The sequence below is a fragment of the Sphaerisporangium aureirubrum genome (assembly GCF_042658925.1).
Lineage (GTDB): Bacteria > Actinomycetota > Actinomycetes > Streptosporangiales > Streptosporangiaceae > Sphaerisporangium > Sphaerisporangium aureirubrum.
In genome coordinates, this window is the sequence record NZ_JBHSRF010000086.1 from 1 (window position 1) to 26,373 (window position 26,373).

Annotated in this window: 2 protein-coding genes (1 of these 2 only partly in view); both read left to right on the forward strand. The window is 73.5% G+C overall.

Annotation, left to right across the window (positions count from 1 at the left end; translation table 11 throughout):
• Nucleotides 1-70 precede the first annotated feature (70 nt).
• A complete protein-coding gene (locus ACFP1K_RS34920) occupies nt 71-5,461 on the forward strand; it encodes an amino acid adenylation domain-containing protein (protein ID WP_380761564.1) in 5,391 nt (1,796 codons plus the stop codon).
• A protein-coding gene (locus ACFP1K_RS34925; protein ID WP_380761566.1) for a non-ribosomal peptide synthase/polyketide synthase crosses the window boundary here: on the forward strand, nt 5,458-26,373 show its 5' portion. It continues 1,146 nt past the right edge of the window; only the first 20,916 of its 22,062 coding nucleotides appear in the window; the start codon lies at nt 5,458-5,460; the stop codon falls past the right edge of the window. The genes ACFP1K_RS34920 and ACFP1K_RS34925 overlap by 4 nt, the downstream gene beginning before the upstream one ends.

Consider the following 26,373-nt stretch of genomic DNA (forward strand, 5'->3'; position numbering starts at 1 on the left):
GGGGCTGGATGCGGGGGTGGATGTTGTGGGGAACGGGGTGCGGCGGGTTTCGGTTCGGGTGGGGGCGGGGGTGGCGGGGGAGCTGGTGACTCGGGTGGCGGCGGCGTTTCACGCGGGGGTGGACGAGGTGTTGCTGGCGGGGCTGGTGGGGGCGTTGGACGAGTGGCGGGGTGGGGGCGGGGCGCTGCTGGTGGATGTGGAGGGGCACGGGCGGGTCCCGATGTCCGAGCAGATGGATCTGAGCAGGACCGTGGGGTGGTTCACGGCGGTGCATCCGGTGCGGCTGGACGCGGGAGGGCTGGACCACGCGGGGGTGCGGCAGGGCGGGCCGGAGGCCGCGCGGCTGCTCAAGCGGGTGAAGGAGCAGGTGCGCGGGGTGCCGGGGGACGGGCTTGGATTCGGGCTGTTGCGGTACATGAATCCGGATATCGGGCCGGTACTCGCCGCGCTGCCTACGCCGCAGATCGGGTTCAACTATCTCGGCAGGTTCGGAGCGGGTACAGGGGGTGACTGGCGGCCGGTCGAGGATGACGTGCTCGGTGGCGCCACCGACCCCCGTATCGCGATGTCGCACGCCCTGGAGGCCGGCGGGCTGGTGCGCGACCTGCCGGACGGCCCTGAGCTGACCGTCACGCTGATCTGCCCGGCGGGGGTGTTCGACGACGCGGATCTGGACCGGCTGGCGTCCGCCTGGGTGGCCATGCTCACCGGCATCGCCGCCTGCGGGGACGGCGGGCACACGCCGTCCGACTTCCCGCTGGTCACGCTCGCCCAGGACGACGTGGAGGAACTGGAGGCCGCGACGCCGGGCCTGGCCGACGTGTGGCCGTTGTCGCCGCTCCAGGAGGGGCTGCTCTTCCTGTCCGGCTACGACGAGCAGGCCCGGGACGCCTACATCTGGCAGCGCGTCGTGGACGTCGACGACGACCTGGACACCGGCCTTCTGCGCGCGTCGTGGCGGGCGCTGCTGGACCGGCACGCGAGCCTGCGCGCGGGGTTCCGCCGCACCGGGAACCTGGAGCAGGCCGTCCAGGTGGTCGCGGGCACGGTGGCGACGCCGTGGCGGGAGGTGGACCTCACCGGCCTGTCGCCGTCGGACGCCCTGGCCGAGGCCGGACGCCTGGCCACAGAGGAGGAGACCCGGTTCGACCTGGCCACCCCGCCGCTGCTGCGGCTGCTGCTGCTCAGGCTGGGGGAGTCCCGGTACCGCATGGTCGTCACCATGCATCACCTCGTCATGGACGGCTGGTCGCTGCCCGTCCTGTTCGGCGAGCTGTCGCGGATCTACGCGGCGGGCGGCGACGCGTCCGTCCTGCCGCCGGTCACCTCCTACCGCGAGTACCTGGCCTGGCTCGCCGGCCAGGACCGGGACGCGGCCCGCGAGGCCTGGCGCGAGGCGCTCGCCGGGGTGGACGACCCCACCCTGGTCGGCCCCGGCGACACCGGCGGCGAACGGATCAGGCACGTGGTGGGCCACGCGGGCGCCCCGCTCACCGCCGCGCTGCGCGAGACCGCGAGGACGCACGGCCTGACGCTGAACACCGTGCTCCAGGGCGCGTGGGCCGTGCTGGTCGGAACGCTGGCGGGCCGGTCCGACGTGGTGTTCGGCACGACGGTCGCGGGCCGCCCGGCCGAGCTGCCCGGCGTCGAGCGCATGCTGGGCCTGTTCGTCAACACCGTCCCGGTGCGGGCGAGCCTCACCCCGGACCAGACGTTCGCGGACCTGCTCGCCGACCTCGGGGCCCGCCAGACCGGGCTGCTGGCCCACCAGCACTTAGGGCTCGCGGAGATCCAGCGCGTGGCCGGGCCGGCCGCCACCTTCGACACCCTGATGGTGTTCCAGAACTACCCGGGCGACCCCGGCGGCCCGCTGCACCTCACCGGCCTGCGCAGCGCCATGGCCGGCGGCGAGGACGCGGCCCACTACCCGCTGACGTTCGTCGCGACCCCGGGCGACGACATGGAGCTGCGCCTGGAGTACCGGCCCGACGTGTTCGACCGGGCGGCGGCCGAGACGCTGGTGGCACGGCTGACCCGCGTGCTCGCGCGGGTCGCCGCAGACCCCGCCGTCCGGCTGTGCGACCTCGGCCTGCTCACCCCGGCCGAGGAGCACCGGGTGCTGCGCGAGTGGAACGGCACTGCCCGCCCGGTCACCGTGACACTCGTCCCCGAGCTGGTCGAGGCCCAGGTGGCGCGCACCCCGGCCGCGACGGCCGTCGTCACCGCGGAGGAGTCCCTCACCTACGCCGAGCTGGACGCCCGCGCCAACCGCCTCGCGCACTGGCTGATCGGCCGGGGTGTCGGCCCCGAGAACCTGGTCGCCGTGGCGATGGAACGCTCGGCCGACCTGATCGCCGTCCTGCTCGGCGTGCTGAAGTCCGGCGCGGCCTACGTCCCGATCGACCCCGGCTACCCCGCCGAACGCGTCGCCGCCATGCTCGCCGACGCGGCCCCCGCCCTGGTCGTGTGCACCCGCGCCGCCGAGCCCGTCGTCGCGGCGGCCTCCGGCGCCGGGTCCCCGGTCGAGCGGCTGGTGTGGGACGAACCCGCGGCGGCGGCCGAGCTGGCGGCCCGTCCGGCGACCGCGCCGGCCGACGCCGACCGGGTGGTGCCCCTGAGGCCCGAGCACCCGGCGTACGTGATCTACACCTCCGGGTCCACCGGCAGGCCCAAGGGGGTCGCCGTGCCGCACCGGGGAGTGGCGAACTACATCGCGTGGCGGGTGACCGCCTACGGCTGGGGCCCGGGGGACCGGGTGCTGCAGTTCGCCTCGGTGTCGTTCGACACGTCGGTGTCGGAGATCTACCCGACCCTCGCGGGCGGCGCCACGCTGTGCGTCGCGCGGCGGGACGGCGACCTGCTGCGGGAACTGGAGACCCTCCGGGTGAACGCCGTGACGTTCACCCCCACCGTCCTCGAATCCCTCGCCGGGGACGACGACGAGCGCGCCGCGGCGGTGCTGCGGAACATCGAGTACCTGGTGACCGCGGGCGAGGAGTGCGGGCCGGACGTCGTGCGGCGCTGGGCGCCGGGCCGGGTGCTGCACAACGAGTACGGCCCGACCGAGAACTCGGTGGACGTCACCTCGTGGACGGCCCCCGCCGAGCCGCCGGACGTGGTGCCCCTCGGCGGCCCGATCGCGAACGTCCGGGTGTACGTGCTGGACGACTTCCTGCGCCCCGTCCCGCCGGGCGTCACCGGCGAGCTGTACGTCGCGGGCACCGGCGTGACGCGCGGCTACGTCCGGCGCCCCGGCCTCACCGCGGAACGGTTCGTCGCCTGCCCGTTCGACGAGGCGGGCGCCCGGATGTACCGCACGGGCGACCTCGCCCGCTGGACACCCGACGGCGCCCTGCGCTTCGGCGGCCGCGCCGACCACCAGGTCAAGATCCGCGGCTTCCGCGTCGAACTCGGCGAGATCGAGTCCGTCCTGGCCGCCCACCCGGCGGTGGGCCAGGTCGCCGTGATCGCCTGCACCGACCAGCCGGGAGTGAAACGCCTGGTCGCCTACGTGGTGCCCACCCCCGGCACCGGAGCGGAGACGACCCCCGCGCCGCCCACGTCCGGGCCGGCGGCCACGCCCGGTGCGGTGGACACCGAAGCCCTGCGGGGGCACCTCGCCGGGGTGCTGCCCGACCACATGGTGCCCGCCGCGTTCGTGGTGCTCGACCGGCTCCCGGTCACGGTGAACGGCAAGCTCGACCGGACCGCGCTGCCCGCGCCCGAGTTCGGCACGCAGGCGGACGGCCGGGCGCCGGCGACCCCCGTCGAAGAGGTGCTGTGCCGGCTGTTCGCCGAGGTGCTGGGGCTGGGGCGGGCCGGGGCCGACGACTCGTTCTTCGAGCTGGGCGGGGACTCGATCATGTCCATGATGGTCGTCACCAAGGCGCGCCGCGCGGGCCTGGTCATCACCACCCGGCAGGTGTTCGAGCACAAGACCCCCGCCGCCCTCGCCCGGGTGGCCGAGACGGCCGCCGGCGAGCCGGTGGCCCGCCGCGAGCCCGACATCCCGGTGGGCACGGTGCCGCTGACCCCGGTGATGCGGGAACTCGCCGAACGGGCGGGGCCGGCCGCGCTCACCGGCTCCCTGTCCCAGTCCATGCTCGTCGAGGTCCCCCCGCTGGACCCGTCCCTGCTGGCCGAGGCGCTGCGCGTCCTGCTCGACCATCACGACATCCTGCGGGCCAGGTTCCGCGACGGCACCCTGACCGTCCCGGAGAAGGGCACCGCGCCGAAGGACCGCGTCAGCGTCGCGGCAGCGGACCTGGAGGCCGAGGAGGCGGCGGCGGTGGCACGCCTGGACCCGGCCGCCGGGGTGATGCTCCAGGCCGTCTGGTTCGCCGACGAGGGCCGCCTGCTCCTGGTCGCCCACCACCTCGTCGTGGACGGCGTCTCCTGGCGTGTGCTCGTCCCTGACCTCGCCGCCGCCTACACCGCCCTCGCGGAGGGCCGCGAACCGGCGCTCGACCCGCCGGGGACGTCGTTCCGCCGCTGGGCCCGCGCCCTGGCCGCCCAGGTGGAGGAACGCACGGCCGAACTGCCCCGGTGGATCGGCCTGCTCGGCGGCCCCGACCCCCTGATCGGCAAGCGCCCGCTGGACCCGGCGGTGGACACCGTGGCCAACGGCATGCACCACGTCTCGCTGCCCGTGCCCGTCGAGACCACCAGGGACCTGCTGACCACCGTCCCGGCCGCCTTCTACGCGGGCGTCGACGACGTCCTGCTCGCGGCCCTGGCCGCCGCCGTGGCCGAGTGGCGCGGCGACGTCACCGGCGGCGTGCTCGTGGACGTGGAGGGCCACGGCCGGGTCCCGCTGGCCCCCGACATGGACCTGACCCGCACCGTCGGCTGGTTCACCGGCTCCCACCCGGTCCGCCTCGACCCCGGCACCGCCGAGTACGCCCAGATCCGCGCGGGCGGCCCCGCCGCGGGCACCCTGGTCAAACGGGTCAAGGAGCAGCTGCGCGCGGTGCCCGGCGACGGCCTCGGCCACGGCGTGCTGCGCCACCTCGCCGCCGAGCCCGACCCGGCCCTGACCGCGGCGCCGTCCCCGCAGATCGGCTTCAACTACCTGGGCCGCTTCACCCCGTCCGTCGGCCAGTTGGACGGCCATGACATCGGTAGGGGGAGGTGGCAACCTGTCGGGAACGTAGTGCTCGGCGGCAGCGCCGACGCCCGGATGGCCGCGTCCCACGCCCTTGAGGCCGGAGGGCTGGTGCGCGACCTGCCCACGGGGCCGGAGCTGACCCTGACCCTGACCTGCCCGTCCGGTCTGCTCGACGAGACCGCCCTGCACGACCTGGCCGGCGCGTGGGCGGCGATGCTCACCGGCCTGGTGGCGCATACCGCCGATCCCGGCAGCGGCGGCCACACGCCGTCCGACTTCACCTTCGTGGCACTTGCCCAGGACGAGATCGACGAGTTCCAGATCAGGCTCGCAGGCGAGAGGGGACCGCGGTGACCCAGGTGAGGATCGAGGACGTTTGGCCGCTGTCCCCCCTGCAGGAGGGCCTGCTCTTCCACGCCGCCTACGCCGGGGACACCGGGGACGTCGCCGACGTCTACGTGCTGCAGGGCGCGATGGAGCTGAGCGGTGCCCTGGACGTCGGCGTCCTGCGCCGGTCCTGGCAGGCCCTGCTGGACCGGCACGCGAGCCTGCGGGCGTCGTTCCAGCGGCGCGGCTCCGGTGACCCGGTGCAGCTCATCGTCCAGGGCGTGACGCTGCCGTGGCACGAGGAGGACCTGTCCGGGCTGGCCATGGCCGAGCGGGACGCCGAGGCGGCACGGCTGGCCGCCGCGGAGAAGGGCCGCTTCGACCCGGCGGTCCCGCCGCTGCTGCGCCTGCTGCTGCTCCGGCTCGGCCCGTCGCGGTACCGGCTGGTCGTGACCCTGCACCACCTCGTGATGGACGGCTGGTCGGTGCCGATCCTGTTCTCCGAGCTGTCCGAGGTGTACGCCGCCGGGGGCGACACCCGGGTGCTGCCGCCGGTGACGTCCTACCGCGAGTACCTGACGTGGCTGGCCCGGCAGGACAAGGAGACCGCCAGGGACGCGTGGCGGCAGGCCATGGACGGGGTGTCCGAGCCGACGCTGGTCGCCCCGGTGGACCGGGCGGGCGACCGGTACGAGCGGGTGCTGGTCCACACGGACGAGCGGCTGACCGGCGCGCTGCGCGAGATGGCGCGGCGGCACGGCCTCACGCTCAACACCGTCGTGCAGGGCGCCTGGGCCATGGTCATCGGCATGCTCACCGGCCGCACCGAGGTCGTGCTCGGCGCCGTCGTGGCCGGGCGGCCCGCCGAGGTGCCGGACGTGGAACGCATGGTCGGCCTGTTCATCAACACCGTCCCCGTGCGGGTCGGCCTCGACCCCGCGAGGACGGTCGCCGAGACGCTCACCGCGTTGCAGCACTGGCAGTCCGGGCTGCTCGCCCACCAGCACCTCGGCCTGGCCGAGATCCAGCGCATCGCCGGCCGCGGCGCGACGTTCGACACGCTGATGGTGTACCAGAACTATCCCCGCGACCCCGGCGGCCCGCTCAAGCTCAGCGGCCTCACCATCGACGGCGGCTCCGGGGACGACACCAGCCACTACCCGCTGAGCCTGCTGGTCGCCCCGCTGGACGCCATGGAGCTGCGGCTGGAGTTCCGCCCCGACCTGCTCGACCCGCGGACCGTGCGCGACCTGGCGGACCGGCTGGTGCGGCTGCTCGCGTGGATGACGCAGGACCCCGGACGGCGCGTCGGGGCGTTCGAGCCGCTGGACCCGGCGGGGCGGCGGCTGGTGCTGGAGGAGTGGAACGCCACCGGTCACGCGGTGCCCGCCACGACGCTGACCGGGTTGTTCCGAGCGCAGGCGCGCCGGACGCCGGACGCGGTCGCGGTGCTGGACGAGAACGCGGCGTTGACGTACGCGGAGCTGGACGCGCGCTCCGATCGGGTGGCGCGGTGGTTGCGGAGGCGCGGGGCCGGGCCGGAGAGCCGGGTCGCGGTGCTGATGGACCGCTCGGTGGATCTCATGTGCGTGCTGTGGGGTGTGCTGAAGGCCGGCGCCTCGTATGTGCCCGTCGATCCCGAATATCCCGCCGATCGGATCGCGTACATCCTGTCCGACGCCGCTCCGGCGGTGGTCTGCACGCAGGAGCTGTGGGACGACCCGGCGACGGTCGCGGCGGTCGCGGCCGAGCCCGCCGTCCCGCTCGGCGAGGTGCTTCCGCCGGAGCTTCCCGCGTACGTGATCTACACCTCGGGCTCGACCGGCCGTCCCAAGGGCGCGGTGGTGAGCCACGGCGCGATCGTCAACCGGCTGCTGTGGATGCAGGACCGGTTCCGGCTGACCGGCGCCGACCGCGTGCTGCAGAAGACCCCGTCGGGGTTCGACGTGTCGGTGTGGGAGTTCTTCTGGGCGCAGCTGGTGGGGGCCGGTCTGGTGATGGCCCGGCCGGGTGGGCACCGGGATCCGGCGTACCTGGTGGACACGGTGGAGCGGTACGGCGTGACGGTGATGCACTTCGTGCCGTCCATGCTGGGGCCGTTCCTCCAGCAGGTGGCGCCCGGCCGGTGTCCCGGCCTGCGCCTGGTGGTCTGCAGCGGTGAGGCGTTGCCGGGCGAGCTGGTCACCGAGTTCCGGCAGCGGCTGGACGCGGACCTGTTCAACCTCTACGGCCCCACCGAGGCCGCGGTCGACGTCACCTACTGGGACTGCGCGCGGATCTCCTCCTCCGGTGCGGTGCCGATCGGCCGTCCGGTCTGGAACACCCAGGTCTACGTGCTGGACGACTTCCTGCGGCCCGTGCCGCCCGGCGTGATGGGCGAGCTGTACCTCGCGGGTGTGCAGCTGGCCCGTGGCTACGCCGGCCGTCCGGGGCTGACCTCGGAACGGTTCGTGGCCTCCCCGTTCGGCGGCAGGATGTACCGCACCGGCGACCTGGCGCGCTGGAGCCCGGACGGCGAGCTGCTGTACGCGGGCCGTGCCGACCATCAGGTCAAGATCCGTGGCTTCCGCATCGAGCTCGGCGAGATCGAGGCCGTCCTCGCCGCCCATGACGCCGTGGCCTCGGTCGTGGTGCTGGCCCGGGAGGACCAGCCCGGCGTCAAGCGCCTGGTCGCGTACGCCGTCCCCGCCGGGGACGCCGTCGACGTCGACGCCCTGCGGGACCTCGCCGCGCGCACCCTGCCGGACCACATGGTCCCCGCCGCGTTCGTCACGCTCGACGCCCTGCCGGTGACCGCGAACGGCAAGCTCGACCGTGCCGCGCTGCCCGCGCCCGAGTTCCGCGGCTCCACCGGCCGGGCCCCGGCCACCGCCGCGGAGGAGATCCTCTGCGGCCTGTTCGCCGAGGTGCTCGGGCTGGAGCGCGTCGGCGCCGACGACTCCTTCTTCGAACTCGGCGGCGACTCCATCATGTCCATGCTGGTCGTCGCCCGCGCCGCCCGCGCCGGCGTGGCCGTCAACGCCCGCCAGATGTTCGACCTGCGCACGCCCGCCGCCCTCGCCAGGGTCGCCGCCGTCCCCGCGGCCCCACGAGAGGACGAGTCGAGAACCGGCCCGGTTCCCCTGACCCCCTTCATGCGCGAACTCGCCGACCGGGCGGGCCCCACCGCCCTCACCGGCTCCTTCTCGCAGCTCATGCTGGTGGAGACCCCGCCCGCCCTGGACCCCGCGCGCCTCACCGCGGCCGTCCGGGCCCTCCTCGACCACCACGACATCCTCCGCGCCCGCCTGGCCCCCGGCGCCACCCACCTGGACATCCCCCCGCCCGGCTCCACCCCGGTGACGATCCCCCGCGTGGACGCCACCGGCTGGGACCCGGCCACCTGGACGTCATCCGTCCGCGCCCGCGCCGAACACGAGGCCGCCGGGCTCGACCCCCGCTCCGGCGCGATGCTGCGCGCCGTCTGGTTCGACGCCGGCCCGGGTGCCCCCGGCCGCCTCCTGCTGGTCGCGCACCACCTGGTGGTGGACGCGGTCTCCTGGCGGATCCTCCTGCCCGACCTCGCCGCCGCCTACGACTCGGCCGCCCTTCCCGGGGTGGGGACGTCGTTCCGGCGGTGGGCCGCGGAGCTGGCCGAGCAGGCGTCGAGCGCCGAGCGGGCGGCCGAGACGCCGTCGTGGACGCGGATGCTGGACGGGCCCGTGGCGGCGCTCGCGGAGCGGGTGCCGGACCCGGCGGTGGACACGGTGGCGGCCGGGATGCGGCAGGTGTCGCTCCAGGTGCCCGCCACGGCGGAGCTGCTGACGCTGGTGCCGGCCGCGTTCCACGTCGGGATCGCGGACGTGCTGCTGGCCGGGCTGGTCGCGGCGCTGGCCGAATGGCGGCAGGGGCTCGGCGGCGGCGTCCTGGTGGACATCGAGGGCCACGGCCGGGTCCCGCTGACCGGCGACATGGACCTGAGCAGGACCGTCGGCTGGTTCACCGGCTCGTATCCCGTCCGGCTGGACCCGGGGACGATCGCTCCGGCCCAGGTGCGGGCCGGTGGGCCCGAGGCGGGGCGGCTGCTCAAGCGGATCAAGGAACAGCTGCGGGCCGTTCCCGGGGACGGTCTCGGGTACGGGCTGCTGCGGTACCTCAACCCGGAGACCGCGCCCGCCCTCGCTCGGCTGCCCATGGGGCAGATCCGGTTCAACTACCTCGGCCGGTTCACCCCGGCCGCCGGCGCGCAGGGGTACTGGCAGCCGGACGGCGCCACGGTGCTCGGCGGGACGGTCGACCCCGGGATGGCGCTCACCCACACCCTGGAGGCCGGGGGCCTGGTCAGGGACCTGCCCGGCGGCCCCGAACTGACCGTGACGCTGACCGCCCCGGCGGGCCTGCTCGACGACGCCACGGTGCGGGAGATCGCGGAGGCCTGGGCGGCGATGCTCGGCGGGCTGGCCGCGCACGCCGCCACGTCCGGCGGTGGCCACACCCCGTCCGACTTCCCGCTGGTCTCCCTCGGCCAGCAGGAGATCGAGCGGCTCGAAACCGAGATCCCCGGCCTGGTGGACGTCCTGCCGCTGTCGCCGCTCCAGGAAGGGTTGCTGTTCCACTCCCGCTACGACGCCCGCGACGTCTACGTGAGCCAGCGCGTCATGGAGTTCGACGCCACCCTCGACCCCGCCCTGCTCCGCGCCTGCTTCCAGGCGCTGCTGGACCGGCACGCGGTCCTGCGGTCCGGCTTCCATCAGCCCGAGGGCTCCGCGATCCAGGTGGTCGTCCGGAACGCGGTGCTGCCCTGGCGCGAGGCCGACCTCGGTGCCCTGGCGGACGGTGCCGCGCGGGCCGAGGCGGATCGCCTCGCCGAGGCCGAGCTGGCGCGGTTCGACCTGGCGGCGCCGCCGCTGCTGCGGCTGCTCCTGGTGAAGCTCGGCGGGGCCACGTACCGGCTCGTCATGACGATGCACCACATCGTGCTGGACGGCTGGTCGTTCCCCGTGCTGCTCGACGAGCTGTCGCAGATCTACGCGGCGGGCGGGGACGCCTCCGGGCTTCCTCCCGTCGCTCCTTACCGTGACTACCTGGCCTGGCTGGATCGCCAGGACTCCGCGGCCGGGCAGGACGCCTGGCGGCGGGCGCTCGCGGGCGTGAGCGAGCCGACGCTGGTGGCGTCCGTCGAGCCGGACGCCGAGACGGTTCCGTCCCGGCATGTGACCACCCGGCTCGGGGAGCCGCTCACCCGCGCCCTGCGCGACCTGGCGCGGGCCCACGGGCTGACGCTCAACACCGTCGTGCAGGGGGTGTGGGCGGTCCTGGTGGGGACGCTGACCGGGCGCACCGATGTCGTGTTCGGGGCCACCGTCGCCGGACGTCCCGCCGACCTGCCCGGTGTCGAGCGGATGCTGGGGCTGTTCATCAACACCGTGCCGGTGCGGGTGACGCTGGAACCCGGCCGTCTGTTCACCGACCTCCTGGCCGGTCTTCAGGGCCGGCAGTCCGAGCTGATCGCCCACCAGCATCTGGGGCTGGCCGAGATCCAGCGGACGGCCGGAGCCGGCGCGTCCTTCGACACCCTGGTGATCTACGAGAACTACCCGCATGACACCGAGGGCGCCGCCGGTCCCGGCGGGCTGCGGGTCGTCGCCGGGCAGGACGCCGCGCACTACCCGCTCACCCTCATCGCCGTGCCCGGCGAGACGCTGGACCTGCGGCTGGACTACCGGCCCGACGTGTTCGACGAGACCGCCGTGCGGACGATGGCGGAACGGCTGGATCGGGTCTTCGCGCAGGTGGCCGCGGATCCTCGGGTTGTGGTGGCTGGGTTGGATGTGTTGTCGGGTGGGGAGCGGCGGGCGGTTGTCGAGGGGTGGAACGACACTGCTGTGCCGGTGGTGGGGGTGTCGCTGGGGGAGTTGGTGCGGGGGCAGGTGGGGCGTAGTCCTGATGTGTTTGCCGTGGTGGGGGATGGGGTGCGGTTGACGTATGCGGAGTTGGAGCGGCGGGCTAATCGGGTGGCTTGGTGGCTGCTTGCTCGGGGGGTGGGGGCTGAGCGGCGGGTCGGGGTGGTGATGGATCGGTCGGTGGATCTTGTGGTGTTGCTGTTGGGGGTGGTTAAGGCGGGGGCGGTGTATGTGCCGGTGGATCCGGCGTATCCGGCTGAGCGGGTTGGGTTGATGTTGGAGGGGGCGGGGCCGGATCTGGTGGTGGCGGAGGCGGGTACTGCTGGGGTGGTGTCAGGAGCGGTGTTGTGGGATGACCCGCTGGTGGTGGCGGAGGTGGCGTCCTATCCGGACTCTGCTCCTGGGGTGGCGGTGTCGGCTGGGTCGTCGGTGTATGTGATGTTCACGTCTGGCTCGACCGGGGTGCCGAAGGGGATCGTCGCCACACACGGTGGGGTGGCCGGTCTGGTGACCGATGGTGGCTGGTCGGTGGGTCCCGGCGATCGCGTGTTGATGCATGCGCCGCATGCCTTCGATGCTTCGACGTATGAGTTGTGGGTGCCGTTGGTGCGTGGCGGGACGGTTGTGGTGGCGCCTGCCGGGGTGGTGGACGCGGGGATGGTCGCCGCCCTGATCGAGGCGCATGAGTTGTCGTTCGTGCATGTGACGGCTGGGTTGTTCGGGGTGTTGGCTGAGGAGTCGCCGGGGTCGTTGCGGCGGCTTACCGAGGTGTTGACCGGTGGGGATGTGGTTCCGGCGGGGTCGGTGGGCAAGGTGCTGGATGCCTGCCCGGGGTTGCGGGTGCGGCATCTTTACGGGCCGACCGAGGTGACGTTGTGTGCGACGACGTTCGTGGTGGAGCCCGGTGATGTGGCGCCGGTGGTTCTGCCGATCGGTGGGCCTCGGGAGAACACCTGTACCTATGTGCTGGATGAGTTTTTGCGTCCGGTGCCGCCTGGGGTGGTCGGGGAGTTGTATGTCGCTGGGTCTGGTCTGGCCCGGGGGTATGACGGGCGGGCTGGTCTGACGGCTGAGCGGTTTGTGGCGTGTCCGTTCGGGCTGGGCGGGCGGATGTACCGGACCGGGGATCTGGCGCGGTGGACATCCACCGGGGAGTTGATGTTCGCGGGGCGGGCCGATGATCAGGTGAAGATTCGTGGGTTCCGGGTGGAGCCTGGGGAGATCGAGACGGTGCTGGCAGGGCATCCGGCGGTAGGTCAGGTCGCGGTGGTCGCCCGGCAGGACCAGCCCGGCGTCAAGCGCCTGATCGCCTACGTGGTGTCCTCCGGTGCTGTTGTGGACGGTGAGGTTCTGCGGGGCTTCGCCACCGAGCGGTTGCCTGAGTACATGGTTCCGTCGGCTGTGCTGGTCTTGGACGCGTTGCCGGTGACCGTCAACGGCAAGCTCGACCGTGCCGCGCTGCCCGCTCCGCGGTTCGGCGGACAGGACGGACGCGCGCCGGCCACACCCGTGGAAGCCGCGATGTGCCGTCTGTTCGCCGAGGTGCTGGATCTGGACCACGTCGGGGCCGATGACTCCTTCTTCGACCTTGGCGGGGACTCGTTGCTGGCGATGCGGCTGGCGGTCCGGGTGCGGGCGGTGCTCGGGGCCGAGGTCAGCCTCCGGGAGGTGTTCGGGGCGCGGACCGTCGCCGGGCTCGCCGGGCTGGTCGACGGGCGCCGGGGCGGGGCGCGGGCCGCGTTGGTGGCCAGGGAGCGTACCGGGCCGGTGCCGTTGTCGTTCGGGCAGCGGCGTATGTGGTTCCTCAACCGGCTGACCGAGGCCGGGGCGGGGGCGGGGTACAACGTGCCGATGGCGCTGCGGCTGTCCGGCGAGCTGGACGCGGCCGCGCTGGAGGCGGCCCTCGGGGATGTGGCGGACCGGCACGAGACGTTGCGCACGGTCTTTCCCGACGTTGACGGTGCTCCCCGCCAGCACGTTCTCCACGGGGAGCGGGGCCGGCCCGTGCTGCGTAGCAGGCGGTTGAGTGAGGCCGAGCTGCCTGCCGTCCTCGTCGCGGCGGCCGGGGAGAGTTTCGACCTCGCCGTCGATCTGCCGTGGCGGGTCGAGTTGCTGGTGTTGTCCGATTCCGAGTTCGTGTTGCTGCTGGTGGCGCATCACATCGCGGTGGACGGCTGGTCGATGGGCATTCTGGCCCGGGATCTGCGCACCGCTTACGCCGCCCGGCTTGGGGGCGGCGCTCCCGGCTGGGCGCCGTTGCCGGTGCAGTACGCCGACTACGCGCTGTGGCAGCGCGAGGTGCTCGGTGAGGCGGACGATCCGGTTAGCCCGCTCGGGGAGCAGCTCTCCCACTGGCGTGCGGCGCTGGCCGGGTTGCCGGAGGAGCTGAACCTTCCCGCCGATCGGGCGCGGCTGGTGGTGGCCTCGTTCGAGGGGGGTTCCGTACGGTTCCGGATCGGTGCCGAGGTGCACGCCGGGCTGGTGGAGGTCGCGCGGCGGCGTGGGGCGACGGTGTTCATGGTCGTGCAGGCCGCGCTGGCGATGCTGTTGTCCCGGCTTGGGGCGGGGACCGATATTCCGGTGGGTACGGCGGTCGCGGGGCGTGGGGATCGGGCGCTGGAGGATCTGGCTGGGTTCTTCGTCAATACTTTGGTGTTGCGGACGGATGTGGGTGGGGATCCGTCGTTCGGTGAGTTGTTGTCGCGGGTGCGTGAGGCGGATCTTGCGGCGTTTGCGCGGCAGGATGTGCCGTTTGAGCGGTTGGTGGATGAGCTGAGTCCGGCGCGGTCGTTGGCTCGGCATCCGTTGTTCCAGGTCATGCTGGTGTTGCAGAACCTGCCGGCTTCGGACTGGGACTTTCCTGGGCTGACCGTGCATCCGATGAACGCGGAGACGTTGCCGGACGAGGCGGTTCCGGCGCGGTTCGATCTGTCCTTCGCGTTGGTGGAGGAGCGGGACGGGCGGGGGGCGCCTGGCGGGATCGCCGGTGATCTTCAGTACGCCGCTGATCTGTTCGACGAGTCCACGGCCGCCGCGCTGGCCGGGCGGTTGTCGAGGGTTCTGGGGGAGGTGGCGGCAGATCCGTCGGTGCGGGTCAGCGGGCTCGGGGTGCTGGAAGCTCGGGAGCGGGAGGACGTTCTCACCACGTGGAACGCCACCGGGCGTGATGTGGCCGGGGGGACGCTGTCTGAGCTGTTCGTCGCGCAGGTGCGGCGTACTCCGGAGGCTGTGGCGGTTCTCGGGGCGGATTCTTCCTGGACTTATCGGGAGTTGTCCGAGCGGGCGGGGCGGGTGGCGCGGTGGTTGGCGGGGCGGGGGGTGCGGCCTGAGGATCGGGTCGCTGTGGTGATGGATCGGTCTCCTGAGCTGGTGGCGGTGCTGTTGGGGGTCGCCATGGCGGGGGCGGCGTTCGTGCCGCTTGATCCGTCGTATCCGGCTGAGCGGATCGGGTTCATTTTGGGGGATGCGGCTCCGGCGTTGGTGATTTGCACTGGTGCGACGGCCGGGGTTCTGCCTGAGGGGGTTGCCGGGGTTGTTTGGGATGACCCGGTGGTGGTGGGTGAGGTGTCGCGGTGTTCTCCGGATTTTGATGGGGTGGTTCTTCATCCTGCGTTGGCCGCCTATGTGATCTATACCTCTGGTTCGACTGGGGTTCCCAAGGGTGTTGTGGTGTCGCATGCGGGTCTTGGGGGGTTGGCTGGGGCGCAGGTTGAGCGGTTTGGGGTGGGGTTGGGGGCTCGGGTGTTGCAGTTCGCGGCGCTTGGGTTTGACGCTGCGGTGTCGGAGATTTGTATGGCGTTGCTGGGTGGGGCGACGCTTGTGCTTGCTCCGGCTGATCGGATGCCGCCGTTCGGGCGGGTGGAGGATCTGCTTGCTGACTTCGGGGTCACACATGTGACGTTGCCGCCCTCGGTTCTTGGGGGCGTGGAGGAGTTGCCCGGGTGTTTGGCGACCCTGGTGGTCGCCGGCGAGGCGTGTCCGGCCGAGTTGGTGGAGAGGTGGTCGGCGGGGCGGCGGATGTTCAACGCCTACGGGCCTACCGAGACCACGGTCTGCGCGACCATGACCCACGCGCTGTCTTCGGTGCCTGGTCGTACCTCGGTTCCCATCGGGGGGCCGATCTGGAACACCCGCGCCTACGTTCTGGACGAGTTCCTTCAGCCTGTTCCCGTCGGGGTGGCGGGGGAACTGTATGTCTCCGGTCCCGGCCTGGCTCGCGGCTACGCGGGGCGAGGGGCCCTGACCGCGGAGCGTTTTGTCGCCTGCCCGTCCGGCGGTCGTATGTACCGCACCGGTGATCTCGCCCGGTGGACCCCCGACGGTGAGCTGTTGTTCGCCGGCCGCGCCGACGACCAGGTCAAGATCCGCGGCTTCCGCGTCGAGCCCGGCGAGATCGAGGCCGTAATCGCCGAGCACCCCGCGGTCGGCCAGGTGGCCGTGGTCCCCCGTGAGGACCAGCCCGGCGTCAAGCGTCTGATCGCGTACGTGGTTCCGGCCGGCCGCCGTACGACGGCGCCGGATTCGCCGCACCACGTCCCGCCGTCTCGGCGCCGGGATGAGGGGGACGTGGGTGCGGAGCGGGAGGGCGCCCCGGCGGGGCCGGGTGCGGAGCGTGGCGTGGGTGCGGGTACGGAGCGGGAAGACGCCTCGGTGGGGGCGGGTGCGTTTGGGGAGCGGGATGTTTGTGAGCTGGATGTTTTGGAGTTGCGGGGGTTTGTGGGGGAGAGGTTGCCGGAGTACATGGTGCCGGTGGGGGTTGTGGTGGTGGATGTGTTGCCGGTGACGGTGCATGGGAAGTTGGATCGGGGGGCGTTGCCGGTGCCGGCGTTTGGTGGGGGGGTGGGGCGGGGGGCTGTTACGGCTGCTGAGGTGGTGGTTTGCAGGTTGTTCGGGGAGGTTTTGGGGGTCGGGGAGGTGGGGGCTGAGGAGTCGTTCTTTGAGGTTGGTGGGGATTCGTTGCTGGCGATGCGGTTGATCGCTCGGGTTCGGCAGGTTCTCGGGGTTGAAGTAGGGATTCGGGAGTTGTTCGCGGGGCCGACGGTCGCGGCACTGGCGCGGCTGGTGGAGGGCGGTGGGGGTCGGGGGAAGGCCCGGGTGGTGGCTCGGGGGGGTCGTGGTGAGAAAGAGGCGTTGTCGTTCGGGCAGCGGCGGATGTGGTTCCTCAATCGGCTGGAGCAGGGTGGGGGCGCGGCGGCGTACAACCTGTCGCTGGCGCTGCGGCTTTCGGGTGAGCTGGATCCGGGGGCGTTGGAGGCGGCGCTCGGGGATCTGGCCGACCGGCACGAGACGTTGCGGACGGTGTTCCCGGAGGACGGGGGCGTGCCCTGGCAGCGGATCACGGACTCGCGGCCGCGGCTGCGGACCCGGGTGGCCGGCGAGGACGAGCTGGCCGGCGTGCTCGCGGAGCTGGCGGGGGAGCGGTTCGACCTGACGCGAGACCTGCCGTGGCGTGCCGACCTGCTGGTGCTGTCCGATGCCGGGTCCGGGTCGTCCGGGGCTTCCCGTGGTGAGTACGTGTTGTCGCTGGTGGCGCATCACATCGCCGTGGACGGGTGGTCCATGGGGGTGCTCGCGCGGGATCTGCGGGCCGCTTATTCGGCGCGGCGGGCGGGGACGGGGCCGGAGTGGGCGGAGCAGGCGGTTCGGTATGTGGATTACGCGGTTTGGCAGCGGGAGGTGCTGGGGGACGGGGACGAGCCGGGGAGTCTGCTGAGTGCGCAGCTCGGGTACTGGCGGGCGGCGCTCGCGGGGGTGCCCGAGGAGCTGGCGCTTCCGGTGGACCGGGGGCGGCCGGTGGAGGCGTCGTTCCGGGGTGGGGCGGTTCCGGTCGAGGTGGGGGCGGGGGTGCACGCGGGGCTGGTGGAGGCCGCGCGGCGAGGTGGCGCGACGATGTTCATGGTCGTCCAGGCGGCGCTGGCGATGATGCTGGCGCGGGTCGGGGCGGGGACGGACATCCCGGTGGGGACGCCGGTCGCGGGGCGTGCGGACCGGGAGCTGGAGGACCTGGTCGGGTTCTTCGTGAACACGCTGGTGCTGCGGACCGACGTGAGCGGGGACCCGACCTTCGCGGAGCTGCTCGACCGGGTCAGGGACGCCGACCTGGCGGCGTACGCGCACCAGGACGTGCCGTTCGAGCTGCTGGTGGACGAGCTGAGCCCGGAGCGGTCGCTGGCCCGGCACCCGCTGTTCCAGGTCATGCTGACGCTGCAGAACGACCCGGGGGCGCGGGCCCGCTGGGAGTTGCCCGGCCTCGAGGTACGGCCGGTGGAGGGCGACGAGACGGTCATGGCCCGGTTCGACCTGTCCGTCGGGCTGGCCGAGCACCATGACGAGCACGGCGCGCCCACCGGACTGTCCGGCGGTGTCCAGTACGCCGTGGACCTGTTCGACGAGCCGACCGCCAGATCCCTGGCCGGCCGCCTGACCCGGGTGCTGACCCAGGTGGCGGCCGACCCGGCCACCCGGCTGAGCGACCTCGACGTGCTCGACCCGGCCGAACGGCGCACGGTGCTGGAGGAGTGGAACGACACGGCGCGGCAGGTGCCTTCCACGACGCTGGTCGAACTGTTCCGGGCGCAGGCGCGCCGGACGCCGGACGCCGTGGCGGTGCTGGACGAGACCGTGGCACTGACGTACGCGGAGCTGGACGCGCGCTCCGACCGGGTGGCGCGGTGGTTGCGCGGCCGGGGGGCGGGCCCGGAGAGCCGGGTCGCGGTCCTGATGGACCGGTCGGCCGACCTGATGTGCGTGCTGTGGGGGGTGCTGAAGGCCGGTGCCTGCTACGTCCCCGTCGATCCTGAATATCCAGCCGATCGGATCGAGTACATCCTGTCCGACGCCGCCCCTGCGGTGGTGTGCACCCAGGAGGTGTGGGACGACCCGGCGACGGTCGCGGCGATCGCCGCCGAGCCCGCCACATCACTCGGCGAAGCGCTCCCCCCGGGCCTTCCGGCGTACGTGATCTACACGTCGGGCTCGACCGGCCGTCCCAAGGGTGCGGTGGTGAGCCATGGCGCGATCGTCAACCGGCTGTTGTGGATGCAGGACCGGTTCCCGCTGGCGGAGGACGACCGGGTACTGCAGAAGACCCCGTCGGGCTTCGACGTGTCGGTCTGGGAGTTCTTCTGGGCCCACCTGGTGGGCGCCGGCCTGGTGATGGCCCGCCCCGGCGGCCACCGCGACCCGGCGTACCTGGTGGACGCGGTCGAGCGGTACGGCGTCACGACCATGCACTTCGTGCCGTCCATGCTGGGCCCCTTCCTGCGCCAGGTGACCCCGGGGGACTGCGCCGGCCTGCGCCGGGTGATCTGCAGCGGTGAGGCGTTGCCGGGCGAGCTGGTCACCGAGTTCCGGCAGCGGCTGGACGCGGACCTGTTCAACCTCTACGGCCCCACCGAGGCGGCGGTCGACGTCACCTGGTGGGACTGCGCGCGGATCTCTTCTTCGGGTGTGGTGCCGATCGGCCGTCCGGTGTGGAACACCCAGGTGTTCGTGCTGGACGACTTCCTCAATCCGGTGCCGCCGGGGGTGGTCGGTGAGTTGTATCTGGCGGGTGTGCAGCTGGCCCGTGGTTACGCGGGCCGTCCGGGGCTGACGTCGGAACGGTTCGTGGCCTCCCCGTTCGGTGGCCGGATGTACCGCACTGGCGACCTGGCCCGCTGGTCCCAGGACGGCGAGCTGCTGTACATGGGCCGGGTGGACCACCAGGTCAAGATCCGTGGCTTCCGCATCGAACTAGGCGAGATCGAGGCCGTCCTCGCCGCCCACGACACCGTCGAAACGGTCGCCGTCCTCGCCCGCGAGGACCAGCCCGGCGTTAAACGCCTCGTCGCCTACGTCGTCCCGGCCGAGGACGGCGTGGACACCGGAACCCTGCGGGACGTCGCCGCCCGCACCCTCCCCGACCACATGGTCCCCGCCGCGTTCGTCATGCTGGACGAGCTCCCGGTCACCGCCAACGGCAAGCTCGACCGCGCCGCCCTCCCCGCCCCCGAGTTCGGCGGGACGACGAGCCGCGGCCCGGCCACCGCCGTGGAGGAGATCCTCTGCGCGCTGTTCGCCGAGGTCCTCGGCCTGGAGCACGTCGGAGCCGAGGAGTCCTTCTTCGCGCTCGGCGGTGATTCGCTGCTGGCGATGCGCCTGGTCGTACGCGTGCGGTCCGTCCTGGACACCGGCACGGGCATCCGTGAGGTGTTCGCCGCCCCCACGGTCGCGGCCCTGGCCCGCCTGGTCGAGAGCGGCCGGGGCGGGAGCGGGCGGGCGGCGGTGGCGGTACGGGAGCGGCCCGAGGTGCTGCCGTTGTCGTTCGGCCAGCAGCGCATGTGGTTCCTCAACCGGCTGGAGGAGGCCGGGACGGGCGCCGCCTACAACGTGCCGCTGGCGCTGCGCCTGACCGGCGAGCTGGACGCCGCCGCCCTGGAGGCGGCCCTCGGCGACGTCGCCGACCGGCACGAGACCCTCCGCACCCTCTTCCCCGAGGCGGGCGGCGTCCCCTGCCAGCGCGTGCTGGACGGCGAGGCGGGCCGCCCGGCCCTGCGCCACCGCCAGATCATCCCGGACGAGCTGTCCCCGGCGCTGGCCGGCGTGGCGGGCGCGGGCTTCGACCTGGTCCGCGACCTGCCGTGGCGCGCCGAGCTGCTGACCCTCTCCGCCACCGAGCACGTCCTCGCGCTGGTGGCGCACCACGTCGCCGTGGACGGCTGGTCGATGGGCGTCCTGCTGCGGGACCTCCAGACGGCCTACGCCGCCCGCCGCGACGGCACGGTCCCGTCCTGGCGCCCCCTGCCGGTGCAGTACGCCGACTACGCGCTCTGGCAGCGCGAGACCCTGGGCGACCTGGACGACCAGGAAAGCCTGATCACCGAACAGCTCGCCTACTGGCGCACGGCCCTGGCGGACCTGCCCGAGGAGCTGACCCTTCCCGCCGACCGCCCCCGCCCGGCCGTCGCGTCGTTCCGCGGCGGCACGGTCCCGGTCGACGTCGGCCCCGGCGCGCACGCGGGCCTGGTGGAGGCCGCGAGGCAGGGCGGCGCCACGATGTTCATGGTCGTGCAGGCCGCCCTCGCGATGCTGCTGGCCCGCCTCGGCGCGGGCACCGACATCCCCGTCGGCACGGCGGTCGCGGGACGCGGCGACCGGGCCCTGGAGGACCTGGCCGGGTTCTTCGTCAACACCCTGGTCCTGCGCACCGACACCGGCGGCGACCCCACGTTCGCCGAGCTGCTCAGCAGGGTCCGCGAGACCGACCTCGGCGCCTACGCGCACCAGGACCTGCCGTTCGAACGCCTCGTGGACGAGCTGAGTCCCGAGCGTTCCCTGGCCAGGCACCCCCTGTTCCAGGTCATGCTGGTGCTGCAGAACCTCCCCGAGACCACCGTGGACTTCGCCGGGCTGCACGCCCTGCCGATCTCCACCGGCGAGAGCGCCGCGGCCCGCTTCGACCTGTCCGTCACCCTCACCGAGCACCGCGACGACCGCGGCGTCCCCGCCGGCCTCGGCGGCAGCCTGCTGTACGCTGCCGACCTGTTCGACGAGTCCACGGCGAGCACCCTCGCCGCCCGATTACGCCACACGCTGGAGCAGGTCGCCGCGAACCCCGGCCTGCGGCTCTCCGACCTGGACGTCCTGTCGGAGCGGGAACGCCGGACGGTCCTTGCGGACTGGAACGACACCGCCCGCCCCGTCCCCCGCGCGACCCTGCCCGAGCTGTTCCGCGCGCAGGTGGAGCGCACCCCGGACGCCGTCGCGGTGCTCGACGACCACACGTCCCTGACCTACGCCGAGCTGGACGCGAGGGCCAACCGCACCGCCCGCTGGCTGATCGGCCGGGGAGTCGGCCCGGAGAGCCGGGTCGCCGTGCTGATGGATCGGTCGGCCGACCTGATGTGCGTGCTGTGGGGTGTGCTGAAGGCCGGTGCCTGTTACGTCCCCGTCGACCCCGAGTACCCCGCCGACCGCATCGACTACATCCTTGCCGACGCCGACCCCGCCGTGGTCTGCACCCAGGAGATGTGGGACGACCCCGCCACCGCCGCCCGCGTCTGCTCCCACTCCGCCGCCCCGCTCGACCGCACCCCCGCACCGGGGCTCCCGGCGTACGTGATCTACACCTCGGGCTCGACCGGCCGTCCCAAGGGTGCGGTGGTGAGCCATGGCGCGATCGTCAACCGGCTGTTGTGGATGCAGGACCGGTTCCCGCTGGCGGAGGACGACCGGGTGTTGCAGAAGACCCCGTCGGGCTTCGACGTGTCGGTCTGGGAGTTCTTCTGGGCCCACCTCACCGGCGCCGCCCTCGTCATGGCCCGCCCCGGCGGCCACCGCGACCCGGCGTACCTGGTGGACACGGTCGAACGGTACGGCGTCACGACCATGCACTTCGTGCCGTCCATGCTGGGCCCGTTCCTCCAGCAGGTCGAGCCCGGCCGTTGCCCGAGCCTGCGCCGGGTCGTCTGCAGCGGCGAGGCCCTGTCCGCCGAACTGGTCGCCGACTTCCGCCGGCGGTCCGGCGCGCAGCTGTTCAACCTCTACGGCCCGACCGAGGCCGCGGTGGACGTCACGTACTGGGACTGCGCGCGGATCTCCCCCTCGGGTGTGGTGCCGATCGGACGTCCGGTGTGGAACACCCAGGTGTTCGTGCTGGACGACTTCCTCAATCCGGTGCCGCCGGGGGTGGTCGGTGAGTTGTATCTGGCGGGTGTGCAGCTGGCCCGTGGTTACGCGGGCCGTCCGGGGCTGACGTCGGAACGGTTCGTGGCCTCCCCGTTCGGTGGCCGGATGTACCGCACCGGCGACCTGGCCCGCTGGTCCCAGGACGGCGAGCTGCTGTACATGGGCCGGGTGGACCACCAGGTCAAGATCCGTGGCTTCCGCATCGAACTAGGCGAGATCGAAGCCGTCCTCGCCGCCCACCAGGACGTGCGCCAGGCCGTCGTGGTCGTCCGCGACGACCAGCCGGACGTGAGGCGCCTCGTCGCCTACGTCGTCCCGGCCGAGGCGGGCGCCGGCGTCGGCGACCTGCGGGACCTCGCCGCCCGCACCCTCCCCGAATACATGGTCCCCGCCGCGTTCGTCATGCTGGACGAACTCCCGGTCACCGCCAACGGCAAGCTCGACCGCGCCGCGCTCCCCGCCCCGGAGTTCGGCGGCTCGGCGGGCCGGGGCCCGGCCACGCTGCTGGAGGAGATCCTCTGCGGCCTGTTCGCCGAGGTCCTCGGCCTGGACCGCGTCGGCGCCGAGGAGTCGTTCTTCGCCCTCGGCGGCGACTCGCTGCTGGCGATGCGCCTGATCGTCCGGATCCGCTCGGTGCTGGAGAACGAGATCGGCGTACGGGAGCTGTTCGGCGCGCCGACCGTCGCCGGGGTGGCCCGCCTGGTGGAGAGCGGCCAGGGCGGCGGCCCCCGCACCGGCGTGGTGGCCCGCGTGCGGCCCGACGTCGTGCCGCTGTCGTTCGGGCAGCAGCGCATGTGGTTCCTCAACCAGCTGGAGGAGTCCGGCGCCGCCGCCGTCTACAACGTGCCGCTGGCCCTCCCGCTGTCCGGGGAGCTCGACGCCGAGGCCCTGGAGGCGGCACTCGGCGACGTCGCCGACCGCCACGAGAGCCTGCGCACCGTCTACCCCTCGACCGCGGGCAGCCCCCGCCAGCACGTCGTCGAGGGCCGCGCCGGGCGCCCGTACCTGTGCGTGCGCGATGTGACCCGCGACGAGCTGCCCGCGGTGCTCGCCGAGTCCTCGGCCCGCAGCTTCGACCTGGCCCGCGACCTGCCGTGGCGCACGCAGCTGCTCGTGCTGTCCGACACCGAGTACGTGCTGCTGCTGGTGGCGCACCACATCGCGGTGGACGGCTGGTCCATGGGCGTGCTGGAACGCGACCTGCGGATCGCCTACGAGGCCCGCTGCCGGGGCGCGGCCCCGTCCTGGCGGCCGTTGCCGGTGCAGTACGCCGACTACGCGCTCTGGCAGCGCGAGGTGCTGGGCGACCTGGACGACCAGGAAAGCCTGATCACCGAACAGCTCGCCTACTGGCGCGCCGCCCTGGCGGACCTGCCCGAGGAACTGGCCCTCCCCGCCGACCGCCCCCGCCCGGCCGTCGCGTCCTTCCGCGGCGGGACGATCCCGCTGGAGGTCGGGCCGGACGTGCACGCGGGCCTGGTGGAGGCCGCCAGGCAGGGCGGCGCCACGATGTTCATGGTGGTGCAGGCCGCCGTGGTCATGCTGCTGGCCCGCCTCGGCGCCGGCACCGACGTCCCCGTGGGCACCGCCGTGGCCGGGCGCGGCGACAGCGCCCTCGAGGACCTGGCCGGGTTCTTCGTCAACACCCTGGTCCTGCGCACCGACGCGGGCGGCGACCCCACGTTCGCCGAGCTGCTCGGCAGGGTCCGCGAGACCGACCTCGCCGCGCACGCCCACCAGGACCTGCCGTTCGAACGCCTGGTGGACGAGCTCAGTCCTGAGCGCTCCCTGGCCAGGCACCCGCTGTTCCAGGTCATGCTGGTGCTGCAGAACCTCCCCCAGGCCGCCGCGTCCCCCGACCTGCCCGGCCTGACCGTCCGCCCCCGCGAGTCCGGCGCGCTGCCCGACGCCGCGGTCCCCGCTCGCTTCGACCTGTCGATCACCCTCGGCGAGCGCCGCGACGGCACCGGCGCCCCCACCGGCCTCGGCGGCGGCGTGCAGTACGCGGCCGACCTGTTCGACGAGTCCACCGCGCGGTCCATGGTCGCCCGCCTGGTGCGGGTGCTGGCGCAGGTGACCGCCGACCCGGGGACGCGGCTCAGCGCGCTGGAGGTACTCGACCCCGACGAGGAGTTCGCGGTCGTCGAGGGCTGGAACGACACCACCCGCGCCCTGCCCGCCACCACCCTGCCCGGCCTGTTCGAGGCCCAGGCGCGGCGCGCCCCGGACGCGGTCGCCCTGGTCGCCGACGGCACCACCTGGACGTACGCCGAGCTGGACGAGCACGCGACCCGGGTCGCCCGCGGCCTCGCGAGCCGTGGCGCCGGCCGGGAGAGCCGCGTCGGCGTCGTCATGGACCGGTCGGCCGGCCTGGTCGCCGTCCTGCTCGGTGTGGCGAAGACCGGCGCCGCCTACGTCCCCCTGGACGGCGGCCACCCGGTGGAACGCCTCCGCGCCTCGGTCGCCGAGGCCGGCGCGGCACTGGTCGTCGCGGACGAGCGCATGGCCGCCGTGATCACCGAGGGCGGCGGCCTCGGCGAGGCCGAGGTGCTCCTCGTGGACGAGCTGCTCCGCACGGCCGCCACGCTCGGCCCGGACGAGCCGCCCGGCGGCGACCTTCCAGGACCCGGGCCGCTGCCGAACGGCCTGGCCTACGTGATGTACACCTCGGGCTCGACCGGCGTGCCGAAGGGCGTCGAGGTGACGCATCGCAACGTGGTGAGCTTCGTGCTGGACGAGTCCTGGCGCCCGGAGGTCGCCGAGCGGGTGCTGCTCCAGGCCAACCACGCCTTCGACGCCTCCACCTACGAGCTGTGGGTGCCGCTGGCCCGGGGCGGCCGGCTGGTGCTCATGCCCGCCGGTGAGATCGACGCCGCCGAGCGCGGACGGCTCATCGCCAGGCACGCGGTGACCAACGTGCACGCCACCGCCGGACTGTTCCGGGTGCTGGCCGAGGAGTCCCCGCAGATCTTCACCGGGGTGCGCGAGGTCTCCACCGGCGGCGACGTCGTCTCCGCGTCGGCCATCGGCGCGCTGCTCGACGCCCACCCCGGCCTGACGGTCCGCACCACCTACGGGCCCACCGAGACCACGGCGTTCACCACCCAGCTCGCCTTCACCGGCGGCGACGCCGTCCCGGCGACCGTGCCCATCGGCTACCCGATGGACAACAGCCGCGCCTACGTCCTCGACGAGTTCCTGCACCCCGTGGCGCCTGGTGTGATCGGCGAGCTGTACGTCGCCGGATCGGGCCTCGCCCGCGGCTACACCCGCCGCGCCGGCCTCACCGCCGAGCGTTTCGTCGCCTGCCCCTACGGCGGGCGGATGTACCGCACCGGCGACCTGGCCCGCTGGTCCTCGGAGGGATGGCTGGAGTTCGCCGGGCGCGCCGACGACCAGGTGAAGATCCGCGGCTTCCGCATCGAGCCCGGCGAGGTCGAGGCGGTCCTGGCGGGTCACCGCAGCGTCGGCCAGGTCGCGGTGATCGCCCGCGAGGACCAGCCGGGCGTCAAGCGCCTGGTGGCCTACGTCGTGCCCGCCGAGGAGGGCGTGGACGGCGACACGCTGCGCGACCACGTGGCCCGCACCCTGCCCGACTACATGGTCCCGACCGCCGTGATGGCCCTCGCCGCCCTGCCCGTGACGGTCAACGGCAAGCTCGACCGGGCCGCGCTGCCCGCCCCCGAGTTCGAGGACCGCGTCACCGGCCGCGACCCCGAGACCCCCCTTGAGGCGCTGTTCTGCGGGCTGTTCCAGGAGGTGCTCGGGCTGGACCAGGTCGGCGCGGACGACTCGTTCTTCGCGCTCGGCGGCGACTCGATCATGTCGATGCTGGTCGTCGCGCGGGCCCGCCGCGCCGGGGTCGTCGTCACCGCCCGCCAGATGTTCGAGCACAAGTCCCCCGCCGGCCTCGCCCGCGTCGCCGCGGCCGTCGCGCAAGGGGACGACGAGGAGCCCGGCGAGGACGACACCGGCGTGGGCCGTGCCCCGCTGACCCCGGTCATGCGCGAGCTGGCCGAACGGGCCGGGCCGTCCGCGCTGACCGGCGCGTTCTCCCAGTCGATGCTCGTCCAGACCCCCGCCGGCCTGGACCTCCCCACGCTCGTCGCCGCCGTCGGTGCCCTGCTCGGCCACCACGACGTGCTGCGCGCCCGGCTGGAGCGCGCCGGGGACACCGCGTACCTGGTCGTCCCGCCGGACGGCGAGGGCCCGCCCGCGGCGGACCTCGTCACCCGCCACGCCGGGCCCTTCGACCCGGCGGTGGCCCGGGCGGCGGTGGACCGGCTGGACCCGGCGGCCGGGTCCATGTTCCAGGCGGTCTGGTTCGACACCGGGCCCGGCGCACCGGGACGCCTGCTCCTGGTGGCCCACCATCTGGTGGTCGACGGC